Genomic DNA, 18,405 nt, shown 5'->3' on the forward strand with positions numbered 1-18,405 from the left:
TTAAAAATTAATTTTAAATCCATAATCTTTTTGCGGCTATGATTTAAATGATTGTATTTAATTTTTGCATATACTGAATTACTTCACTAAAAATAGATGATGACTTCTCGCTCCATGTGCACCAATCACTAATGATTGCTCAATATCAGCTGTTTTAGAAGGACCTGAAATAAAACAAGAGAATCCGTCTTCTACCGGTATGATTTTGTAAGCATCGTGCAGTAAGGGAACTATTTTATTTGCCTCCAGGATCACAAACAGATGTTGGGTGATGAATGGCAAAGCTCTGTACTTCATCTGGTTTTCCGTAATCCAAACGGCAGCATTTTCGGCTACGCCTATACTTCCTTCTATCACTGCTATCTCCACATCTTCCAACGTATGGGGGTCATTCATTTCCTGATCTGTTACCTCTGCATTTTCTCCCCGAAATTCCTTGATATTAAAAATTATTCTTTTTTCCGGGGCAACATTTTCACTGATATAGGCCAGAATCTCTGCTGTATCCTCTACCAATGTTACCTGTGAACCATTATTCTGAGCTGCCAGCACAAATGTTTCCAACAAATTTTCAGTTATGGAAATAAATGATAAATCTTCCGGCAGTTCATTTCCTACAGGTTTAGCTTTTGCTATTTTTGATAAAATATCTTCTCTACTTCCCATCTCCTATATTTTTTTGGTACCATTCTTTAAAACTTTCCTTGGGCATTTCCGGCATTTCCCGATGTTTATACCAAGGGTTTGCATTGTTTTTAAGCAGGAATGGAGCATAACGATAGCCGAATTTCATTGTTCGCCTTAGCTTTTCATATTTTTTTACATGGCTTAGTGATCGTGCCAGAATTTTCATTGAGAAACTTTTCACCGGTTCTCCCATTCCGGAAGCGATAATCTCTTGTCTTAATTCATATAGCTGCTGATGCAAATCGATCTGTACCGGGCATACATGGGTACATGAACCACATAGAGTAGAAGCAAAAGGCAGATCTTTATAGGCAGCGATATTCCGTATCGGATTCAGAATAGATCCGATTGGGCCGGCAACCGCCGTATGGTAGCTATGCCCCCCACTCCGCCTGTATACAGGACAAGTATTGAAGCACGCTCCGCAGCGTATGCATTTTAATGAATTTCTGAATTTCTCTTTACTCAGTTGTTCTGACCTGCCATTATCAACAATCACTATATGCATTTCCTGCCCTGCCCTGGGTTTCCTGAAATGGCTGGAATAAGTAGTAATAGGCTGTCCCGTACCACTTCTGGCAAGGAGGCGAAGAAAAACTCCCAAATGTTCGCGCTTCGGAATTATTTTCTCCAGTCCCATGCAGGCAATATGTACTTTTGCCAGATGGGCTCCCATATCTGCATTTCCTTCATTGGTACAGACTACAAATTCTCCTGTTTCTGCCACTGCAAAGTTAATTCCTGTCAATGCGGCCTGACTTTGTAAAAATTTCTTTCTTAAATCCTGACGTGCTATTTCAGTAAGCATCTGAGGATCCGAAAGTCCTTTAGGGGTATTGAGATATTGATGGAAAATTTCACCGATCTCTTCTTTCTTTTTATGGATACAAGGCAATACAATATGACTCGGCGTTTCTTTAGCAAGCTGAACAATCCTTTCACCCAGATCGGTATCGGTTACTTCAACACCATTTTTTTCAAGATAATCATTCAGGTGACATTCTTCTGTCAGCATAGATTTGCTCTTTACCATAAATTTCACCTGATGATCCTGAAGGATAGAAAGTACAATCTTGTTATGCTCTTCAGCATCTTTAGCCCAGTGTACTTTTATTCCATTAGTCAAGGCGTTTTTTTCAAATTCCATTAAATAGATATCGAGATTTGAAAGAACGTTCAGTTTTATCTTTGAAGCCACTTCCCTTAATTTTTCCCAGTCGGAGACTTGATGGCTCTGTCTGTCTCTTTTCTCCCGGACAAACCATAACGTTTCATTATGCCAGTCCACCCGATTTTCATCCCGGTTAAACTGTTCTGCTAAAGAGGCATGGCTTTTCATCTGTTTAAATTTTCGGCATTTAAAATTTCAGCAATGTGGATGATTTTCACGCCTCTTTTTTCTCTGTTCGCAATACCTTCCAGGTGCATCAGGCAGGACATGTCACAGGCTGTAATATATTCTGCTCCGTTTTTAATATGATCTGTCAGCCTATCCTTTCCCATTTTAGAAGAAACAGCTTCTTCCGTAATACAGAATGTTCCGCCAAAACCACAGCATTCATCCTGTTTATCCAGCTGAATCAATTCAATTCCCTCAACTTGCTGCAGTAATTGTTCCGGTTTTGAAAAATAAGCGGCAGTCAGCTCACTCATTCCCGAAAGATGCAAGCCTCTCTGCCCATGACAGCTTTGATGGAATCCGACTTTATGGGGAAAAGATGCCTTCAGATCATCGATCTTTAATACATCTGTCAGAAATTCTGTCAACTCATAGATATTCTCCTGAATATGTACAGCCTTATCCTCTTCTCTGCCATTTTCTCCCTTCAGATGTTCCTTTATATGAAGAACACAGCTCCCAGAAGGTGCTACTATTGCCTCAAAATCTTTGAATTGTTGAATAAAGTTCTTATTGGTTTCACAGGTGAGATGCCCATAACCGGAATTAGCCATGGGTTGTCCACAACATGTCTGTCCCATTGGGTACACCACGTTCACATCCAGTTTTTTTAAAAGAGTGTAGGCAGCAATTCCAACTTGAGGATACAGCAAATCTATATAGCATGGTATAAATAACCCAACTTTCATATTAATTTAATAAATATTTAAACAAAAATTTACATTTTATTCACCTAAATTAGCCTTTATATCAAAAATAAAATTCCAACATTTTATCCAATCATTAAGCTATATTATCCAGAAAATCATATTTTTATCTCATATATGATGAAATAACTAAATAATGAAACCTCAGTTCCTTTCAATATCGTCTCATGCATTACATTCTTTCAGTGCGAGAAAGGATATAATGCCTGATGTGAATAATAAATGGCATTATCATATGGTCCTGGAACTTATCTATTTCCGAAAAGGCTCCGGAACCCAATACGTAGGAAACAATATTGAAAGGTTTAAGGAAGGAGATGTGGCATTGATTGGAAAAAACCTGCCTCATTACTGGCAATTTGATCCAAAATACTTTGAAAATCCCAAAAGAAACAAAGTGGAGGTCTTCGTGATTCATTTTGATGAAAATTTCTGGGGTGGAGATTTTTTAAAGCTTCCGGAAAATTATGAGTTGAAAAAAATGCTTATTCTGAGCTCAAGAGGGCTTCAAATCAAAGGAAAAACCCGTGAAAAGCTGACACAGTTAATTCCGGAGATTATCAACAATGCAGGGACGATGAAAATCATTAATTTATTGGAAGCCTTATCCTGCATCAGTACTTCTATAGAATATGATTTTTTAGCTTCATCTCATTTCAAATATCACTTTAATGAGGATGAAAAACGCCGGATTCAGGAGATCTACAACTACACCTTATCCAGATATACAGAGAAGATTACTTTGGAGGAAATCTCAGAGATTGCCAGTCTCAGCCCCAACTCTTTTTGTAAATTCTTTAAGTCCAAAACAGGAAAAACCTACACCCAGTTTGTTAATGAAATACGCATTGGTGATGCCTGCCAAAAATTAATAGAAGACCAGATTTCTGTAAAGGAGATTTGTTTTGCCAGCGGTTTCAACAATTTTACCAGCTTCCATGAATGTTTTAAAAATATTACCGGTAAAAGCCCTCTCAAATATCAACAACTCTATAGAAAATAAGGCTTACCCAAAGTTCATATCTGCAATACTTTAAAATTTCTTTTTCAAAAAAACAATATATAGAAAAAGTAATAAATAGCTTTTCTCAACTGTTATTAGTATATGAAAACCATCGCATTATTTATTTTTTTCTTCCTATCGATGATTGCTGTAGCTCAAAGCAAGAGCTATGAAGGCTTTTTCAAAACCTCAGATCATATCAAAATAAAATATAAAGTTTCCGGAAAAGGAAAAACCTGCATCTATATTCCCGGAGGTCCCGGCCAGGGATATCCGTCCTTTGAACTGATGGGCGGAAACAGCCTGGAAAAAAATATGCAAATGGTTTATATGGATCAGCGGGGTTCAGGAGAATCGGGCACATCGGAAAATTATCATCTGGAAAAGATGGTTCAGGACATTGAAGAGCTGAGACAGCACCTGAAATTAAAGAAAGTTTTCTTGCTGGCACATTCCTTTGGCGGAATCATTGCCGTCAGTTATGCTAAAAAATATCCTCAGCATACTAAAGGACTTATTCTTGCTAACGTCACCCTTCATTTTCTGAATAATGAATCTGTCACCGAACAGATTGAATACGGGAACAGCCTTTTACAAGTAAAAAACAGAGCAGTTTCCAAAGACAGCCTGTCTTCGGAGCTTTCCAAGATAAGCAGTGCACTAAGAAAAAAGAGAATCGGGTATAAATTCCTTACTGAGGATATCGAAACCATAAAACAATCGGATAAAATTGATTCTCTTCATCCACGGATCATCGATTTCGGCAGGGCAGTCATTTCAAAACCGGAAGATTTTCCTGAATATTACATGGATTATGCTCCCATGACCAGAGATATGCGCGTTCCTGTATTGGTTATCACAGGAAAAAAGGATAAAGCAGTCGGAACCCGGCATTATAAGACCTTTCAGTTTCCCAATCAGAAAGTGGTTTCCATTGATGGCGGACATCTTTTGTATTATGAAAAAAATAAAGACTTTGTGAATGCTGTGAAGGGGTTTATAAGCCAGGTAAAATGACAGAAGTCTTGTGAAAATAATTATCGGCGCGGCCTTTGGCCGCGCCGATAATCACAAAAAAACCGCGCCTTTCAGGCGCGGTTTCCAATTTATATAAAGTCTAATCAATTAGAATTTCAAATCTCCGTTCACTTCTCTCACCGCATTGGCAGCTTCAGCGAATTTCAATTGCTCTTCAGCAGTCAGCGTTACGTTTACGATTTTCTCTACTCCGTTTGCTCCGATGATTGCAGGAACTCCTAAGCAGATATCATTTTGTCCGTATTCTCCTTCAAGCATCAATGAACAAGGGATCATTTTCTTTTGGTCGCATGCAATGGCCTGAACCATTACAGAAACAGCTGCACCCGGAGCATACCAAGCAGACGTTCCTAATAATTTAGTAAGAGTAGCGCCGCCTACTTTGGTTTCTTCGATTACATATTTTTGTTGCTCTTCGCTTAAGAACTCAGTTACAGGAACACCGTTTCTTGTAGCTTTGCTCAATAATGGAAGCATACCTGTATCACTGTGGGCAGCGATTACCATTCCGTCAACATCAGAAATCGGGGCTTCTAATGCTTCAGCCAGTCTGTATTTGAATCTTGCAGAGTCTAATGCACCACCCATTCCGATGATTTTGTGCTTAGGAAGACCTGAAGTTTTGTGTACAAGGTAAGCCATCGTATCCATTGGGTTGGAAACTACGATGATGATAACTTCCGGAGAATGTTTTACTAAGTTTTCAGTAACTTCTTTCACGATACCTGCATTGATACCGATCAATTCTTCTCTTGTCATTCCTGGTTTTCTTGGAATCCCTGAAGTGATTACTGCTACATGAGAACCTGCAGTTTTACTGTAATCTCCTGTTGTCCCGGTAATTTTTGTATCGAATCCGTTAAGCGACGCTGTCTGCATCAAATCCATTGCTTTCCCTTCAGCAAACCCTTCTTTAATGTCTACCAAAACTACTTCTGAACAGAAGTTCTTCATTGCGATGTATTCTGCACAGCTTGCTCCTACAGCGCCTGCACCTACTACAGTTACTTTCATATTGTTACTTTTTAAATTATTTTTTTGTTAGTTAAGTTTTAAATTTGAAACTCCCCAAATTTAACAATTCCTGAAAAAATGCGCAATTTTTCAGGAATTTAATTAGAATTAAAATAAATTAGTTGACGTTCAGTAAAAATGTATAGAGTTTTTTGCTCCGGAAAGTACTTTGCCATAGTTTTCTTCAGCCACTTCAGTATCCAGAACCTCTTTGAAGCTCTTCCACATCGGCCCTGTATTTTCCTGATAGCATCCGAAAAAGTTAAAAGTAACCTCATCAAAACCTTCCGTTTTAGAAAGCTGTTTGGCGATTACATTTCCTCCCAAAGTAGAACCTTCGATCACATACATTGCTCCCAATGCTTCATGCTCATTAGTAAATTCAAGGTTGTGGGAAGCGGTCTGATTTTCCAGAGAAAGGCTTTTCAGGTCTTTTTCAATAAGAGAAAGTTTTTTTCTTTCGTTAAGCTGAAGCTTTTCTGAATATTTATCAGAAAGGCTGCTGAAAATTTGATCCTCACTGTGAAGAAGCATCAGATAATTCGTGTGAATGATCTTTTTATAATCTTCTAAAGTGAAAGTTTTATTAAAAATTTTTTCAGAATTAAAAAGCTTTTCAGCTGCATCATGATAGTCTGCGGTGTTTTGTTTTAAATATTCTGATACCATAATAACGTTTTAAAAGTTTCTCAAATTTAAGGCTTTTTAAACGTTAAAATGAAAGAAGTTCCGTCTTTATTGCTCTCATAATCTACATTTCCACCAATCCTTTTCATGATCCGATGAACGATGGACAGCCCGACTCCGTTTCCCTTGAACTTTTTCGCATTATCCAGCCTGTTGAAAATTTTAAACATCTTATGTTTCTCTTCTTCAGGAATCCCGATTCCGTTATCTGAAATCCGGTACACAATGGTCTGCCCATCCTCTGTTCCCTCAATCTCTACTTTCGGCTGGTCCTGATGGGAAGAGTATTTTACAGCATTGTTGATGATATTTAAAAACACCTGATGAAGCATTGTCTTATCAGCAAGTACATCCGGACATTCTTTGATCACAACCTCACTTTTTGAACTGCCATAAGTCATCTTCGCATTTTCAGAAATTTTGCGGATCGTACCATCTGTTTTCAAACTTTCCAGCTGAATTTCACTGTGCTTTGCACGGCTGAGCTGTAAAACATCCTGCATCATTTCCGCCATATTGTCTATTTCCTCAATGATCGTATTGATCTTCTTTTTACTTTTCTCCGAATCAATGGTAAGATTTCCCAAAAGCATTTGTGCGTTCAGCTTCATAACCGTAAGCGGGGTTCCCAAATCATGAGAAATGGTATATGAAAAACTGTCCAGTTCCTCATTCACCTTTTTAAGCTCATCATTAAGCCTTTTGATCGCATTGTAATTTTTATGGGAAGTCTCCAGGATCAGATCACGAACAGCATGAACGGCACTGATATTCCTGGAACTCCATCTTTTTGAATATCCTTTAATATTCTCTGTAAAAATGCGGAAGGACGTTCTCGGAGACACAATCTTTTTTCCTCTCCATTTTGAGAGAATATTCCGATGTTCTTTTCAGGATTACCGGCCCAGTTGATATGTTCATCAAATTCCTTACGGAACCAGATCAGCATTTCATTTTTATCCCGCTCAATAAAATAAATAATGATCCCGGCTGCATTCTCAGAAAGTCCCAGTTCATCACCGTAATTTTTCAGAAATTCCCGGCTGACATAAATCTGCTCTTCCGTATTTTCTAATGCCCACTGCAGGATATTGTTAATAATTTTTATGGAAGGAGTCACTCCTTCTGTCACGATATGCTCTTCTGAAACAATGGCAAGACCGTCAGCTTCAGGTAAATTTTTGATCTCCGATTTATTTTCAATCAGAGAATCCAATAGGTAGGTATGTTTTAAAAAGTCTGTTTTCAGCTCTGCCAATCTCTCATTCAGCTCCAACCGGTAATTCAGTTCGTTTTTAGATTTAAATGAAGAATAGGCATTGGCTGCCAGGGCCGTAAAAATTCCGGCCTGTACCCTGTCTTCAAGATCAATATGCTTAGGTTCAATATTCTGACATGTTACCAGTCCCCAAAGATGATTATCAATAATAATCGAAACACTGAAACTGGAAGAAACCCCGGAGTTTTTAAGATATTGTCCATGAATAGGAGACATCCCTCTGGAGGCCGCAAAAGTAAGATCAATGTTTTTTTCGGTTTTGCTTACGATCGGAACTGTTTCAGCATAAATATTACTGAAAATTCTTTTCCTTTTTTTAAGATACAGCTCCCGGGCCTGTTTTGGAATATCAGATTCCGGGTAATGTAGTCCCAGAAAACTCTCCATATCATCATTTTTCTTCTCTGCTATGACCTTTCCTGAACCATCCATCATAAATTTATAGACCATCATCCGGTCATAATTCACCACCTTTGAAAGGGTTTCCAGCAAATGGTTCCAAAGTTCCGGCGGATTATCTATGCCATAAAAATTATCATATTTATTGGAGATCCGTTTATCAGGATTGATCAGGACTTTTTCAAATTCTAAAAAGACAGAATTTCCGCTTTTAAAAACAGAAAAATGATATTCTTTTTGATGGATAAAAATTTTGTCGAAATACGTTTCATTTTCCCTTCTGGTAAACCTGTCCAGTGAAGTGTAGAAATCTGAAGCGATAATATTTTGAAAACTTTCCGGGAAATCCGTAAGTTTTCTCCCGAACAGCTCATCTAAGCGATCGATTTTAAATAAATCCGAAATATTCCTGCTGAAAAAAGTAATGGAACGGGATTCCGCATCAATGCCAATCAAATAACCAAAACTTTGTATATACCCTGGAATATGGATAGGTTCTTCATGGCATTCTACAAAATTCATATAAGCTGTCAGTCTATCAATCAAAGATAGGGCTTTTTTTTAACAGCCCGTGTCGTGTGGTATGTAATTTTTTCAAGACCCGGAAAACTGGTATCCGTTTTATTGAAGCATTCTTTATTTTCGTCATGTTTTACTGGGATATTTCTAAAATATAAGAAAAAAAACTGATATAGCGGGTATCTGCCCCTTTATATATGATTCATAACATGAATAACACATTATCCGCTAAAATAATTATGTTATTTAAACAAATTTCTCTAAATTTATGTCACCAAATAATGAATACAGGCAATAATCCATTGAATTATTCACAAAAAATTCAACATAAAATTTAAATTCAAATAATACTATTATGAAAAAGTTCCCATTAATTTTATTTTCTCTTGTTCTTTCAATAGGATTATGGAATCCGTCAGAAGCATGTACACGGGTTGTTTACAAAGGTCCACAAAACACCGTCATTACAGCCCGCTCTATGGACTGGCGTGATGAAATCCCTGCCAATCTCTGGGTCTTTCCAAAAGGCATAGAACACACCGGACAGACCGGACCAAAATCTGTAAAATGGACCTCTAAATACGGAAGCATCATCAGTTCCAGCTGGGATATCGCTTCAGCAGACGGAATGAACGAAAAAGGACTGGTCGCCAATTTATTATGGTTAGGCGAATCACAGTACCCCAAATTCGATCCAAAGGGAAGTAAAAAGGGACTTTCCATTTCTTTATGGGCACAGTATTATCTCGACAACTTTGCGACCGTAAAAGAAGCGGTGGAATTTTCAAGAAAAGAGCCCTTTGTCATTGTAAGCGATTATATTCCGGGAACCGAAAGATTTACAACAATACACCTTTCCATTTCCGATGCTTCAGGCGACAATGCCGTATTTGAATACATCAATGGTAAACTGGTGATCCATCATGATCCATCATATACAGTGATGACCAACTCTCCTGTCTTTGAAGAACAACTTGCACTTAATAATTACTGGAAGGGAATTCCGGGAACGGTTATGCTTCCGGGCACCAACCGCGCCGCAGACAGATTCGTAAGAGCCTCTTATTATATCAATGCCATTCCGCAAACTGCCGATACCCGTAGTGCCGTAGCCAGTGTTTTCAGTGTTATCAGAAACTGCTCCGTTCCTTATGGAATTACTTCGGCAACAGAACCCAATATTTCTTCTACAAGATGGCGCTCTGTTTCAGACCAAAAAAATCTGGTCTACTATTTTGAAACAGTATTTACCCCCAATACCTTCTGGGTAGATCTTAAGGATTTCGACCTAAGCCCAAAAGGAAAAGTCATGAAACTGGATCTAAGCAGCTTCCATACTTACAATGGGAAAACAAATACTGATTTTAAAGAAGCAGTACCTTTCAAATTCCTTGGATTAAACTAGAATAAATCACAAGACCAGAGAATACAACATGTAAGCTATTGAAGTGCCCTACCCAATGTGCAGGAAATACACGTGGTTTCTAACCGGAGATTATGTAAACAACTCCTATCCGATGGGTTATATTCTCTCGGGAGAGGCGGCAAATCTTCGATTTGCCGGGGTGGCCTTAAAACTTCTTAAGTACTTTTTGGCCTTGTGATAAAAACAACAAACAATCAGTAAACAAAAAGATATGGCCTTTTTTTCACTCAAAAAGAAAAGCCTGTTACTCTGCATTCTTACCTGCTGGTTTTCAGCCAATGCCCAGATACAGGATTCTTTACAAACCAAAACTCAACAGGAAGAAGATCATGTAAAATATCCTCAGCTTCAGATCAAAGGGCTTTTTCAGGCACGCTATCTCGTAGGGATGACAAAAGATGTAGATGTCAACGGACTTCATCATGCTGACGGATCCGGAACCAGTAATAATTTCATGCTTAAATATATGAGGGTTCAGGTAAGGGCACAGATCAGCAAACGTACCGAAGTAGTTGCCCTCGCCAATTTAGCAGATTTCAAAAATGACCCTAAAAGCAGAGTTCTTGAAAATGCTTATTTGAAGTATACTTTTAATCCTAAGCTGGCCATTACAGTAGGACAGTTCAGACCCTGGTTCGGAATTGAAGAAACCTATCCTATTGACATCATTAAATCTCTCGATTGGTCCAATCAATACGCTGAATTCGGTAAATTAGGCTGGACAAGCTTCCAGATCGGGATTTCAGCAACAGGACAGCTTCAGCTGGGAGAGATTCCTTTCCAATATGCAGTTTCTGTAGTGAACGGAAACGGGAAAAACCAGGTCAATGACAACGACAACGGAAAGCAATATTCTACCCGCCTGCTTTTCGGGCTGTCTAAAAAATACAATTTCAATGTAGGCCTGAATGGAGGAATCGGAGAAGTATTCAGTAAAAAAGTATATGCTTTAGGCGTTGACTTAAGCTCTCTGATCAAATTTGATCCACGATGGAGCCTTGATATGCAGCTGGAAGCCAAGCAGGCTACCAATCACGTCCTGTACAATTCTATAGACCCGGAGGTCAGACCCGAAAATCCGGATCAGTACCTGATTCGTGGCGTTTACTTTCTTCCGAATGTAAGATATGAGATCAACCACAAAAACCTCAGCGCCTTCGAGCTGTCATGCCGCTACGAATATCTTGATACCAACTTCAGGATGGCTTCCAACCCAAGACAGACCATTACGCCGATGTTCGGCCTGGAGTTCCTGAAAAATTACGGAGCAAGGATCCAGCTGGGCGTACAGTTTGACCGTTACAAATATCAGGTGGAAAACACCTCGCAATACAACAACAATCTATTCATTGTTCAGGTACAGAGTAGATTCTAACCTTTAAATCGTTATTATCATGAAAGAAATTAATATTAAAAACGTTGCGGTCACATTTATCGTTGCGTTGATCATATGGTTCATTCCTGTACCCGAAGGTGTTACCCAGGATGCGTGGCATTTGTTTGCCATCTTTGCAGCAACCATTTTAGGAATTATTCTTAAAGCCGCTCCGATGGGTACCATGTGTATGATGGCTATTGCTTTTACTGCTTTAACGCAGGTGGTAGCTCCCGGTGATGCCGGAAAATCCATTACAAAAGCCCTTTCAGGATTTGGAGATAAAGTGATCTGGCTGATCGGGATCTCCTTCTTTATTGCCAGAGGATTTATCAAAACAGGTCTTGGAAACCGTATCGCCTTTTTGTTTATCAGAATTTTTGGTAAAAGTTCATTAGGACTGGCTTATGGATTAGGATTGGCAGATGTCTGCCTGGCCCCTGCTATTCCAAGTAACACGGCAAGAGGAGGCGGGATTATCTATCCTATCATGAAATCTATGGCTATGAGCTTTGATTCAGTTCCGGAAAAACCGGAGACACATAGAAAATTAGGTTCTTTTTTAACACTGAACAGCTATTATATGAACCTCATCGCCTCTTCCATGTTCCTGACTGGTACTGCAAGTAACCCGATGTGTCAGAAATTTGCAGCCAATCTCGGAATCAATATCACCTGGATGTCCTGGGCAGCAGCGGGTTTCATCCCGGGGGCAGTAGCATTCTTTATCGTTCCTTTGGTACTATACAAATTATATCCGCCAGAACTGAAAAAAACAGGTGATGCTCCAAGAATGGCAGCTCAGAAACTAAAAGAGATGGGGCCTATTTCCAGAAACGAGTGGCTGATGTTATTGGCATTCTTCATTCTTCTGGCCTTATGGATATTTGGGGGAGCCCTTTCTATCGATGCGACAACCACGGCTTTCATTGGGCTAACCTTATTATTATTGACCTCCGTGCTGACATGGGAGGATGTAAAAGGAGAAAAAGGAGCATGGGATACCATTGTTTGGTTCGCCGTACTGGTAATGATGGCAAGCTCATTGAATGAATTAGGCTTCATCGGCTGGTTCAGTGACCTTATCAAGATGAAAATCGGTGGACTGAGCTGGCAGGTAGCCTTCCCTGTCATTATTGTAGTCTATTTTTTCAGCCACTATATTTTCGCAAGTGCTACTGCCCACGTAGCAGCTATGTATGCCGCATTGCTGGGAGTAGGTGTTTCTTTGGGAATTCCGCCTATGTTGCTGGCTATGATGCTTGGTTTCCTAGGTTCTATTTATGGGGTGCTTACCCACTACGGCCATGGCCCGGCTCCGGTATTCTTCGGAAGCGGCTATGTCGACTTGAAAGTCTGGTGGCTGAGAGGTCTTGAAATAGGAATCGTATTATTAATTATCTACATGGTTGTAGGAGGATTATGGATGAAAGTTTTAGGATATTATTAATTATTAAATCAAATATATGTTATCAACATTGTCAAGAAAAATGCTGATGTGTCTTACGGGACTTTTCCTGGGGTTCTTCCTGCTGATTCATTTTCTGGGAAACCTCCAGCTGTTTCTTCCACAGGAACAGGCACATCTGCAGTTCAATGCGTATTCCCATTTTCTATCCGGAAATATCATCATCAAAATCGTATCCTATGTTTTATATACCTCTATCATCCTGCATGCCGTAGACGGATTGGCGATTACTTTAAAGAATAAAAAATCGGGCGGAAATTATCAGACCGACAGACGCGGAAGAGCCAGCAAATGGGCCTCCCGGAATATGGGAATCCTTGGAACATTGATCCTGATCTTCCTGGTGATCCATTTTCAGAATTTTTGGTACGTCTACAAATTCGGAAACCCGCCTTTGGATGAGAATGGAAATAAAGACCTGTATATTCTGGTGGTAACTGTTTTTAAAGAATGGTGGTATGTCATTATTTATGTACTGTCCATGATTGCATTATGCTATCACCTGATTCATGGAATATATAGTGCGGTAAGAACATTGGGATTGTATCATCCTAAGTTCGTAAAATGGTTCAAAACCATCGGGATCGCTTATTCCATCATCATCAGCTTAGGGTTTGCCCTGATGCCGGTTTATGTATTCTTTACTTATCATTAAACAGAACGATTATGATTTTAGATTCAAAAATACCAAAAGGCCCATTGGAACAAAAATGGGATAACTATAAAAAGAAAGCAAAACTTGTCAACCCGGCCAACCGTAAAAAACTGGATGTCATTGTAGTAGGAACGGGACTGGCAGGGAGTTCTATTGCTGCTTCATTGGGTGAAATGGGATATAATGTGAAATCATTCTGCTTCCAGGACAGTCCAAGAAGGGCCCACTCTGTGGCTGCACAGGGAGGAGTAAATGCTGCTAAAAATTATAAAAATGATGGTGACAGTGTTTACAGAATGTTTGCAGATACGCTGAAAGGGGGAGATTTCAGAGCCCGTGAAGCGAATGTATACCGTATGGCAGAATGTTCTTTGCACCTCATCGACCAGGCCGTCGCACAAGGTGTTCCTTTCGGACGTGAATATGGCGGTTATCTCAACAACCGTTCTTTCGGCGGCGTTCAGGTAAGCCGTACTTTTTATGCAAGGGGACAAACCGGGCAACAGTTGCTTCTGGGTGCTTATCAGGCTTTGATGAGACAGGTCGGAAAAGGAACTGTACAGTTGTTTTCCAGACATGAAATGCTTGACTTGGTAGTTGTGGACGGCAAAGCCAGAGGAATTATCGTAAGGAATCTGGACACGGGAGAAATTGAAAGACATGCTGCTCATGCTGTAGTATTGGCAACAGGAGGTTACGGAAAAATCTATTACCTTTCTACTTTAGCCATGGGTTGCAATGGCTCTGCGATCTGGAGAGCCCATAAAAAAGGAGCATTAATGGCATCCCCAAGCTGGATCCAGGTACACCCTACCTCTCTTCCACAGTCCGGAGATTATCAGTCTAAATTAACACTGATGTCCGAATCCCTGCGTAATGACGGAAGAATCTGGGTTCCCTTAAAACAAGATGAAAACAGACCTCCCAATGATATTCCCGAAAACGAAAGAGACTATTACCTTGAAAGAAGGTATCCCGCTTTTGGAAATTTAGCTCCAAGAGATATCTCATCCCGCGCCGCCAAAGAAAGAATTGATGCAGGATTTGGAATCGGACCTTTGAAAAATGCTGTTTATCTTGATTTTTCCAAAGCGATCAAAGAGCAGGGAAAAGATAAGATCAGTGAGAAATATGGCAACTTATTCGATATGTATCTTAAAATAACGGGATATGATGCTTATAAAGAACCGATGATGATTTCACCCTCAGCACACTTTTCTATGGGCGGTCTTTGGGTAGATTATGAACTGATGACTACCGTTCCGGGGCTGTTTGCATTGGGAGAAGCCAATTTTGCAGACCACGGAGCCAATCGTTTGGGAGCTAATTCTCTTTTACAGGCTTCCGTAGACGGCTATTTTATCGCACCTTATACCATAGCCAATTATCTGGCGGATGAAATTCATACCGGAAAAATTTCAACGGATGCTCCTGAGTTTGAACAGGCTGAAAATGCGGTTAAAGATCAGATAAAGGATTTAATCAATATCAAAGGAACCAAAACGGCAGACCATTTCCATAAAACATTAGGAAAGCTGCTATACGACTATTGTGGGCTTGCCAGGAATGAACAAGGTCTGAAATATGCTATTCAGGAGATCCGCAAACTGAAACAGGAATTTTACAGAGAAGTAAAAGTGTCAGGCCAGGAAAATACAATGAATACTGAACTCGAAAAAGCAGGCCGGGTTGCTGATTATTTTGAAATCGGCGAACTGATGTGCTATGATGCTTTAACCCGTAATGAATCCTGCGGAGCTCATTTCCGGGAAGAATTCCAGACTCCGGATGGAGAAGCCCTTAGAAATGATACAGAATATCAATTTATTTCTGCATGGGCATGGACTGGTGAGAATGGAGAACCTGAACTGATCAGGGAACCGCTGATCTTTGAAGAAATACAGCCTACGGTAAGAAGCTACAAATAAAAAACAAAAATTATGGATTTACACCTTAAGATATGGCGACAGAAAGACAGAAAAAGTGAAGGAAAACTGGTTAATTATGACCTGAAAGGATTGAATTCTCACATGTCTTTCTTAGAGATGCTGGATACATTAAACGAAAAACTGATTATTGAAGGAGATGAACCTGTAGAATTCGACCACGATTGCCGTGAAGGGATCTGCGGACAGTGCGGTATCATGATCAATGGAATAGCTCATGGCCCTTTAAAAAATACAACCACCTGCCAGCTTCACCTGCGTTCTTTTAAAGACGGTGAAACAATTCTGATAGAACCGTTCCGTTCAGAAGCTTTTCCTGTAAAGAAAGATTTAAAGGTAGACCGTTCCGCTTTTGACAGAATTATTTCTTCAGGCGGATTCGTATCGGTAAATACCGGCCAGGCTCCGGATGCTACAGCAATTCCTGTAAATCATCAAACAGCTGAGGAATCTTTTGATTCGGCAGCCTGTATCGGATGTGGCGCTTGTGTAGCTACCTGTAAAAATGGAAGTGCGGCATTGTTCACCTCGGCAAAAATCACCCATATGGCATTGCTGCCTCAGGGAAAGGAAGAAAGAAACAAACGTGTACTGGATATGGTTGCCCAAATGGACAGCGAACATTTCGGGCACTGCTCCAATACGGAAGCCTGTGAGGTGGAATGTCCGCAGGGGATTTCAGTCCTGAATATCGCCAGAATGAATTTTGAGTATAACAGGGCACTGTTTTTCAGAAAAAGAATTAATTAGCGAAAAGACAAAACCGCAAAAAGCTAAAAGGGCGAATTTGTAAACAGGCAAATTCGTCCTTTTATTTTTAGCAGAAATTCTTAAGAATAAACAAAGTAAATTTGTCTTTTTTGCCATTTCACAATTTTGCTGTTTGCCCCATTTCCTGTTTTATCTTCCTAAGCATCCATCATCGCCACCACTCTCGCCGGAGCTGCAGAACCGCCGACAATTTTAAGCGGGAATACACAGATCTTAAATCCGGATGGAGGCAGTGCACTTAGATTCGTTAGTTGTTCGATATGCAGATATTCTTTTTCGATTCCTACACGGTGCCCTTCCCAGAAGAACTCGGGATCATTCATTTCTTTGGCTTTCCGGGCCATATATTTTAGAGGAAGATCCCATCCCCACTGGTCGATTCCCATTACTTTTACGCCCTGGTCTATCAGCCATTCTGTAGCTTCTTTGCTCATTCCCGTTCCTTTTTCTACAAAATCCGGGGTTCCCATCATTTTATCGCGATCGGTTCTGATCAATACGATATTCCCTTCCTGTATGATAATCCCATTTTTATCAAGATCATTTTTCAAATCATCTACGGTGATGGCCACAAAATCTTGTTTATGGGTACAGTCGATCACGATAGCATCACCATAACACCACTCCAACGGAATCTGGTCTATCGTTTTAGCAGGTTTCCCTTCTACTACAGGACCATAATGCCATGGAGCATCAATATGGGTGGTGGCGTGAAGTCCCATATTTTTGATGGTGTCATCTGCCCAGCCGGTCCAGTTTTTAGGAAAAAGCCTTGACGGAAGCCTCAATGCCAGACGAATCAGCCAGTGCGATTTTCGGTGTGCTTTATGTTTGATTTTCACCCGCATGAACCATGGATCTCCTGTATTGTACTGAATGGGTTTTGTTAAATCTACAATTCTTGTTTTCATATGATTTAGCTAAGGAAGCAAAGATAGCGAATAAGGCAAATGAGCAAAAGGGTGAAATAGTAAAAAGGCTGATTTGCTTCTCCTAAAAATTCATCATTATTAATCCAAACACAAAGAGCAATTTCGTCTATTTGCTATTTTTGCACTTTCACCTCTTCGCCCTAAAACCCTTTAGGGATCATAATCTTCTTCGGATCATTCTCATCATACATGATCTCAATGGTTCCTTTTTTAGGAACGGAAGACTGGTTCAGGCGGCTGACAATTTTCTTATATACAGCAATATGTTCGGTTCCTCTGAAATCTTTAAAACTTACCTGAAACATGATTTGAGGCTGATCATTTACAGTGAGACCTGTCTCGCTTACACTGATGATATTGGCTTCAGCATTTCTCCCTGAAAAGAGGATACGTTCTTCTTTTGTATTTTTAAAAAACTTGCCGAAAATCAGCTGAAAAACCAATACATAAATAATCGTCATTACGCCACTGAAAATAATCGGGTGCATGAATGTCAGAAATCTCCAACCAAAATCAAAGGATTCCCGCCTATAGAAATAATAGTATAATCCGATGACATAAGCGATCAGTAATCCAAGAAAAATAATTCTTAACATCATCCCTGAAGGGTTGAATCCTACTTTCTGATCACTTAAAATAAAGTAAGGTTCCTGTGATACTTTGGGATTCAGCAAGACTTTTACCTTATTTCCGACATCGAATCTTTTTTCCCGTGGCCTGGAATCATGAAACATCATTTTATGTTCTATCAGTGTATTGCTGAGATTGGGAAATGAAAGCGCAACCTGAATGAGATTCATACTGGATTTCGGAATGTATTTGAGGAGTTTATAATCAATGATTTTGGCCTCTCTCGGAATTCCGTTCCGTAGAATGGACTTAATCGTATTTTTCTCTTTAAAAGTTGTAATGAAAAGCTTATTGATAAAGAAAATAATCACATATCCTCATATTAACAAAGAAAAACCGAGATATCCATAGCTCACCGCTAATGAATTTCTCGGTTCTGTTGCGAGTTCCTCACCCATCATATAAATGAAAATCGGAAAAGGAGCGCAGAAAAAAAAGAGAAAAGCTCCCCAGAAAATGATCATAAATTT

General features: G+C 39.7%; 17 protein-coding genes. 8 read left to right on the plus strand and 9 right to left on the minus strand.

Annotation, left to right across the window (positions count from 1 at the left end; genetic code table 11):
• Window positions 1-78: 78 nt before the first annotated feature.
• From MUW56_RS04565 to MUW56_RS04575, 3 genes are read right to left on the minus strand one after another with little or no spacing between them, the layout of a single operon-like run.
• Window positions 79-666 carry an LUD domain-containing protein gene (locus MUW56_RS04565; protein WP_292012076.1) on the minus strand — a complete coding sequence of 196 codons (588 nt, stop codon included), beginning with the start codon at window positions 664-666 and terminating at the stop codon, window positions 79-81.
• A complete protein-coding gene (locus MUW56_RS04570; RefSeq protein WP_292012077.1) occupies window positions 656-2,026 on the minus strand; it encodes a lactate utilization protein B in 1,371 nt (456 codons plus the stop codon). Before MUW56_RS04570 ends, MUW56_RS04565 begins: the two co-directional genes overlap by 11 nt.
• Complete coding sequence (locus MUW56_RS04575) at window positions 2,023-2,775, minus strand: (Fe-S)-binding protein (RefSeq protein WP_292012078.1); 753 nt, start codon at window positions 2,773-2,775, stop codon at window positions 2,023-2,025. The genes MUW56_RS04570 and MUW56_RS04575 overlap by 4 nt, the downstream gene beginning before the upstream one ends.
• Before the next feature lie 154 nt (window positions 2,776-2,929).
• Between MUW56_RS04575 and MUW56_RS04580 the strand changes: the two genes are divergently transcribed.
• Entirely contained in the window at window positions 2,930-3,796 is an 867-nt protein-coding gene (locus tag MUW56_RS04580; protein ID WP_292012079.1) for an AraC family transcriptional regulator, read from the plus strand.
• Between the two features lie 102 nt (window positions 3,797-3,898).
• Entirely contained in the window at window positions 3,899-4,813 is a 915-nt protein-coding gene (locus MUW56_RS04585) for an alpha/beta hydrolase (RefSeq protein WP_292012080.1), read from the plus strand.
• 108 nt (window positions 4,814-4,921) lie between these two features.
• Here MUW56_RS04585 and MUW56_RS04590 read toward each other — a convergent pair whose 3' ends face one another.
• The 4 genes from MUW56_RS04590 to MUW56_RS04605 all read right to left on the minus strand — a co-directional run bounded on the left by MUW56_RS04590 (window position 4,922) and on the right by MUW56_RS04605 (window position 8,759).
• The gene (locus MUW56_RS04590) at window positions 4,922-5,848 is read right to left on the minus strand and encodes a malate dehydrogenase (RefSeq protein ID WP_292012081.1); all 927 of its coding nucleotides are present in this window, start codon (window positions 5,846-5,848) and stop codon (window positions 4,922-4,924) included.
• Between the two features lie 129 nt (window positions 5,849-5,977).
• Window positions 5,978-6,517: a biliverdin-producing heme oxygenase gene (locus tag MUW56_RS04595; RefSeq protein ID WP_292012082.1), complete on the minus strand. Its 540-nt coding sequence runs from the start codon at window positions 6,515-6,517 to the stop codon at window positions 5,978-5,980.
• Between the two features lie 26 nt (window positions 6,518-6,543).
• On the minus strand, window positions 6,544-7,380 hold the full coding sequence (locus tag MUW56_RS04600; RefSeq protein ID WP_292012083.1) for a HAMP domain-containing sensor histidine kinase: 837 nt from the start codon (window positions 7,378-7,380) through the stop codon (window positions 6,544-6,546).
• The gene (locus tag MUW56_RS04605; protein ID WP_292012084.1) at window positions 7,275-8,759 is read right to left on the minus strand and encodes a GAF domain-containing protein; all 1,485 of its coding nucleotides are present in this window, start codon (window positions 8,757-8,759) and stop codon (window positions 7,275-7,277) included. Before MUW56_RS04605 ends, MUW56_RS04600 begins: the two co-directional genes overlap by 106 nt.
• Before the next feature lie 328 nt (window positions 8,760-9,087).
• Here MUW56_RS04605 and MUW56_RS04610 point away from each other — a divergent pair, with 328 nt between their 5' ends.
• The 6 genes from MUW56_RS04610 to MUW56_RS04635 all read left to right on the plus strand — a co-directional run bounded on the left by MUW56_RS04610 (window position 9,088) and on the right by MUW56_RS04635 (window position 16,352).
• Window positions 9,088-10,137, plus strand: a complete 1,050-nt coding sequence (locus tag MUW56_RS04610; RefSeq protein WP_292012085.1) for a linear amide C-N hydrolase — start codon at window positions 9,088-9,090, stop codon at window positions 10,135-10,137.
• Between the two features lie 232 nt (window positions 10,138-10,369).
• Complete coding sequence (locus MUW56_RS04615; protein ID WP_292012086.1) at window positions 10,370-11,533, plus strand: porin; 1,164 nt, start codon at window positions 10,370-10,372, stop codon at window positions 11,531-11,533.
• A 19-nt stretch (window positions 11,534-11,552) separates the two neighbouring features.
• Window positions 11,553-12,983, plus strand: coding sequence for an anion permease (locus MUW56_RS04620; protein ID WP_292012087.1), 1,431 nt, complete (start codon window positions 11,553-11,555; stop codon window positions 12,981-12,983).
• A gap of 16 nt (window positions 12,984-12,999) precedes the next feature.
• Entirely contained in the window at window positions 13,000-13,656 is a 657-nt protein-coding gene (locus MUW56_RS04625; protein ID WP_292012088.1) for a succinate dehydrogenase cytochrome b subunit, read from the plus strand.
• 11 nt (window positions 13,657-13,667) lie between these two features.
• Window positions 13,668-15,584 (plus strand): fumarate reductase/succinate dehydrogenase flavoprotein subunit, encoded by a 1,917-nt coding sequence (locus MUW56_RS04630; protein WP_292012089.1) that lies wholly within the window; start codon window positions 13,668-13,670, stop codon window positions 15,582-15,584.
• A gap of 12 nt (window positions 15,585-15,596) precedes the next feature.
• Window positions 15,597-16,352 carry a succinate dehydrogenase/fumarate reductase iron-sulfur subunit gene (locus MUW56_RS04635; RefSeq protein ID WP_292012090.1) on the plus strand — a complete coding sequence of 252 codons (756 nt, stop codon included), beginning with the start codon at window positions 15,597-15,599 and terminating at the stop codon, window positions 16,350-16,352.
• A 158-nt stretch (window positions 16,353-16,510) separates the two neighbouring features.
• On the opposite strand, the gene MUW56_RS04640 is transcribed toward MUW56_RS04635, so the two are convergent.
• Window positions 16,511-17,284 (minus strand): cyclase family protein, encoded by a 774-nt coding sequence (locus tag MUW56_RS04640; RefSeq protein WP_292012091.1) that lies wholly within the window; start codon window positions 17,282-17,284, stop codon window positions 16,511-16,513.
• Between the two features lie 161 nt (window positions 17,285-17,445).
• Window positions 17,446-18,246 carry a hypothetical protein gene (locus tag MUW56_RS04645; protein ID WP_292012092.1) on the minus strand — a complete coding sequence of 267 codons (801 nt, stop codon included), beginning with the start codon at window positions 18,244-18,246 and terminating at the stop codon, window positions 17,446-17,448.
• Window positions 18,247-18,405 lie beyond the last annotated feature (159 nt).

Source organism: Chryseobacterium sp., assembly GCF_022869225.1.
Classification (GTDB): Bacteria; Bacteroidota; Bacteroidia; order Flavobacteriales; family Weeksellaceae; genus Chryseobacterium.

What these genes read in the sequence shown, in the direction of transcription:
- MUW56_RS04640 (WP_292012091.1), bottom strand. Translation starts at nt 17,284, where the DNA reads ATGAAAACAAGAATTGTAGATTTAACAAAACCCATTCAGTACAATACA.
- MUW56_RS04630 (WP_292012089.1), top strand. Translation starts at nt 13,668, where the DNA reads ATGATTTTAGATTCAAAAATACCAAAAGGCCCATTGGAACAAAAATGG.
- MUW56_RS04635 (WP_292012090.1), top strand. Translation starts at nt 15,597, where the DNA reads ATGGATTTACACCTTAAGATATGGCGACAGAAAGACAGAAAAAGTGAA.
- MUW56_RS04595 (WP_292012082.1), bottom strand. Translation starts at nt 6,517, where the DNA reads ATGGTATCAGAATATTTAAAACAAAACACCGCAGACTATCATGATGCA.
- MUW56_RS04585 (WP_292012080.1), top strand. Translation starts at nt 3,899, where the DNA reads ATGAAAACCATCGCATTATTTATTTTTTTCTTCCTATCGATGATTGCT.
- MUW56_RS04625 (WP_292012088.1), top strand. Translation starts at nt 13,000, where the DNA reads ATGTTATCAACATTGTCAAGAAAAATGCTGATGTGTCTTACGGGACTT.
- MUW56_RS04610 (WP_292012085.1), top strand. Translation starts at nt 9,088, where the DNA reads ATGAAAAAGTTCCCATTAATTTTATTTTCTCTTGTTCTTTCAATAGGA.
- MUW56_RS04580 (WP_292012079.1), top strand. Translation starts at nt 2,930, where the DNA reads ATGAAACCTCAGTTCCTTTCAATATCGTCTCATGCATTACATTCTTTC.
- MUW56_RS04570 (WP_292012077.1), bottom strand. Translation starts at nt 2,026, where the DNA reads ATGAAAAGCCATGCCTCTTTAGCAGAACAGTTTAACCGGGATGAAAAT.
- MUW56_RS04575 (WP_292012078.1), bottom strand. Translation starts at nt 2,775, where the DNA reads ATGAAAGTTGGGTTATTTATACCATGCTATATAGATTTGCTGTATCCT.
- MUW56_RS04565 (WP_292012076.1), bottom strand. Translation starts at nt 666, where the DNA reads ATGGGAAGTAGAGAAGATATTTTATCAAAAATAGCAAAAGCTAAACCT.
- MUW56_RS04615 (WP_292012086.1), top strand. Translation starts at nt 10,370, where the DNA reads ATGGCCTTTTTTTCACTCAAAAAGAAAAGCCTGTTACTCTGCATTCTT.
- MUW56_RS04590 (WP_292012081.1), bottom strand. Translation starts at nt 5,848, where the DNA reads ATGAAAGTAACTGTAGTAGGTGCAGGCGCTGTAGGAGCAAGCTGTGCA.
- MUW56_RS04620 (WP_292012087.1), top strand. Translation starts at nt 11,553, where the DNA reads ATGAAAGAAATTAATATTAAAAACGTTGCGGTCACATTTATCGTTGCG.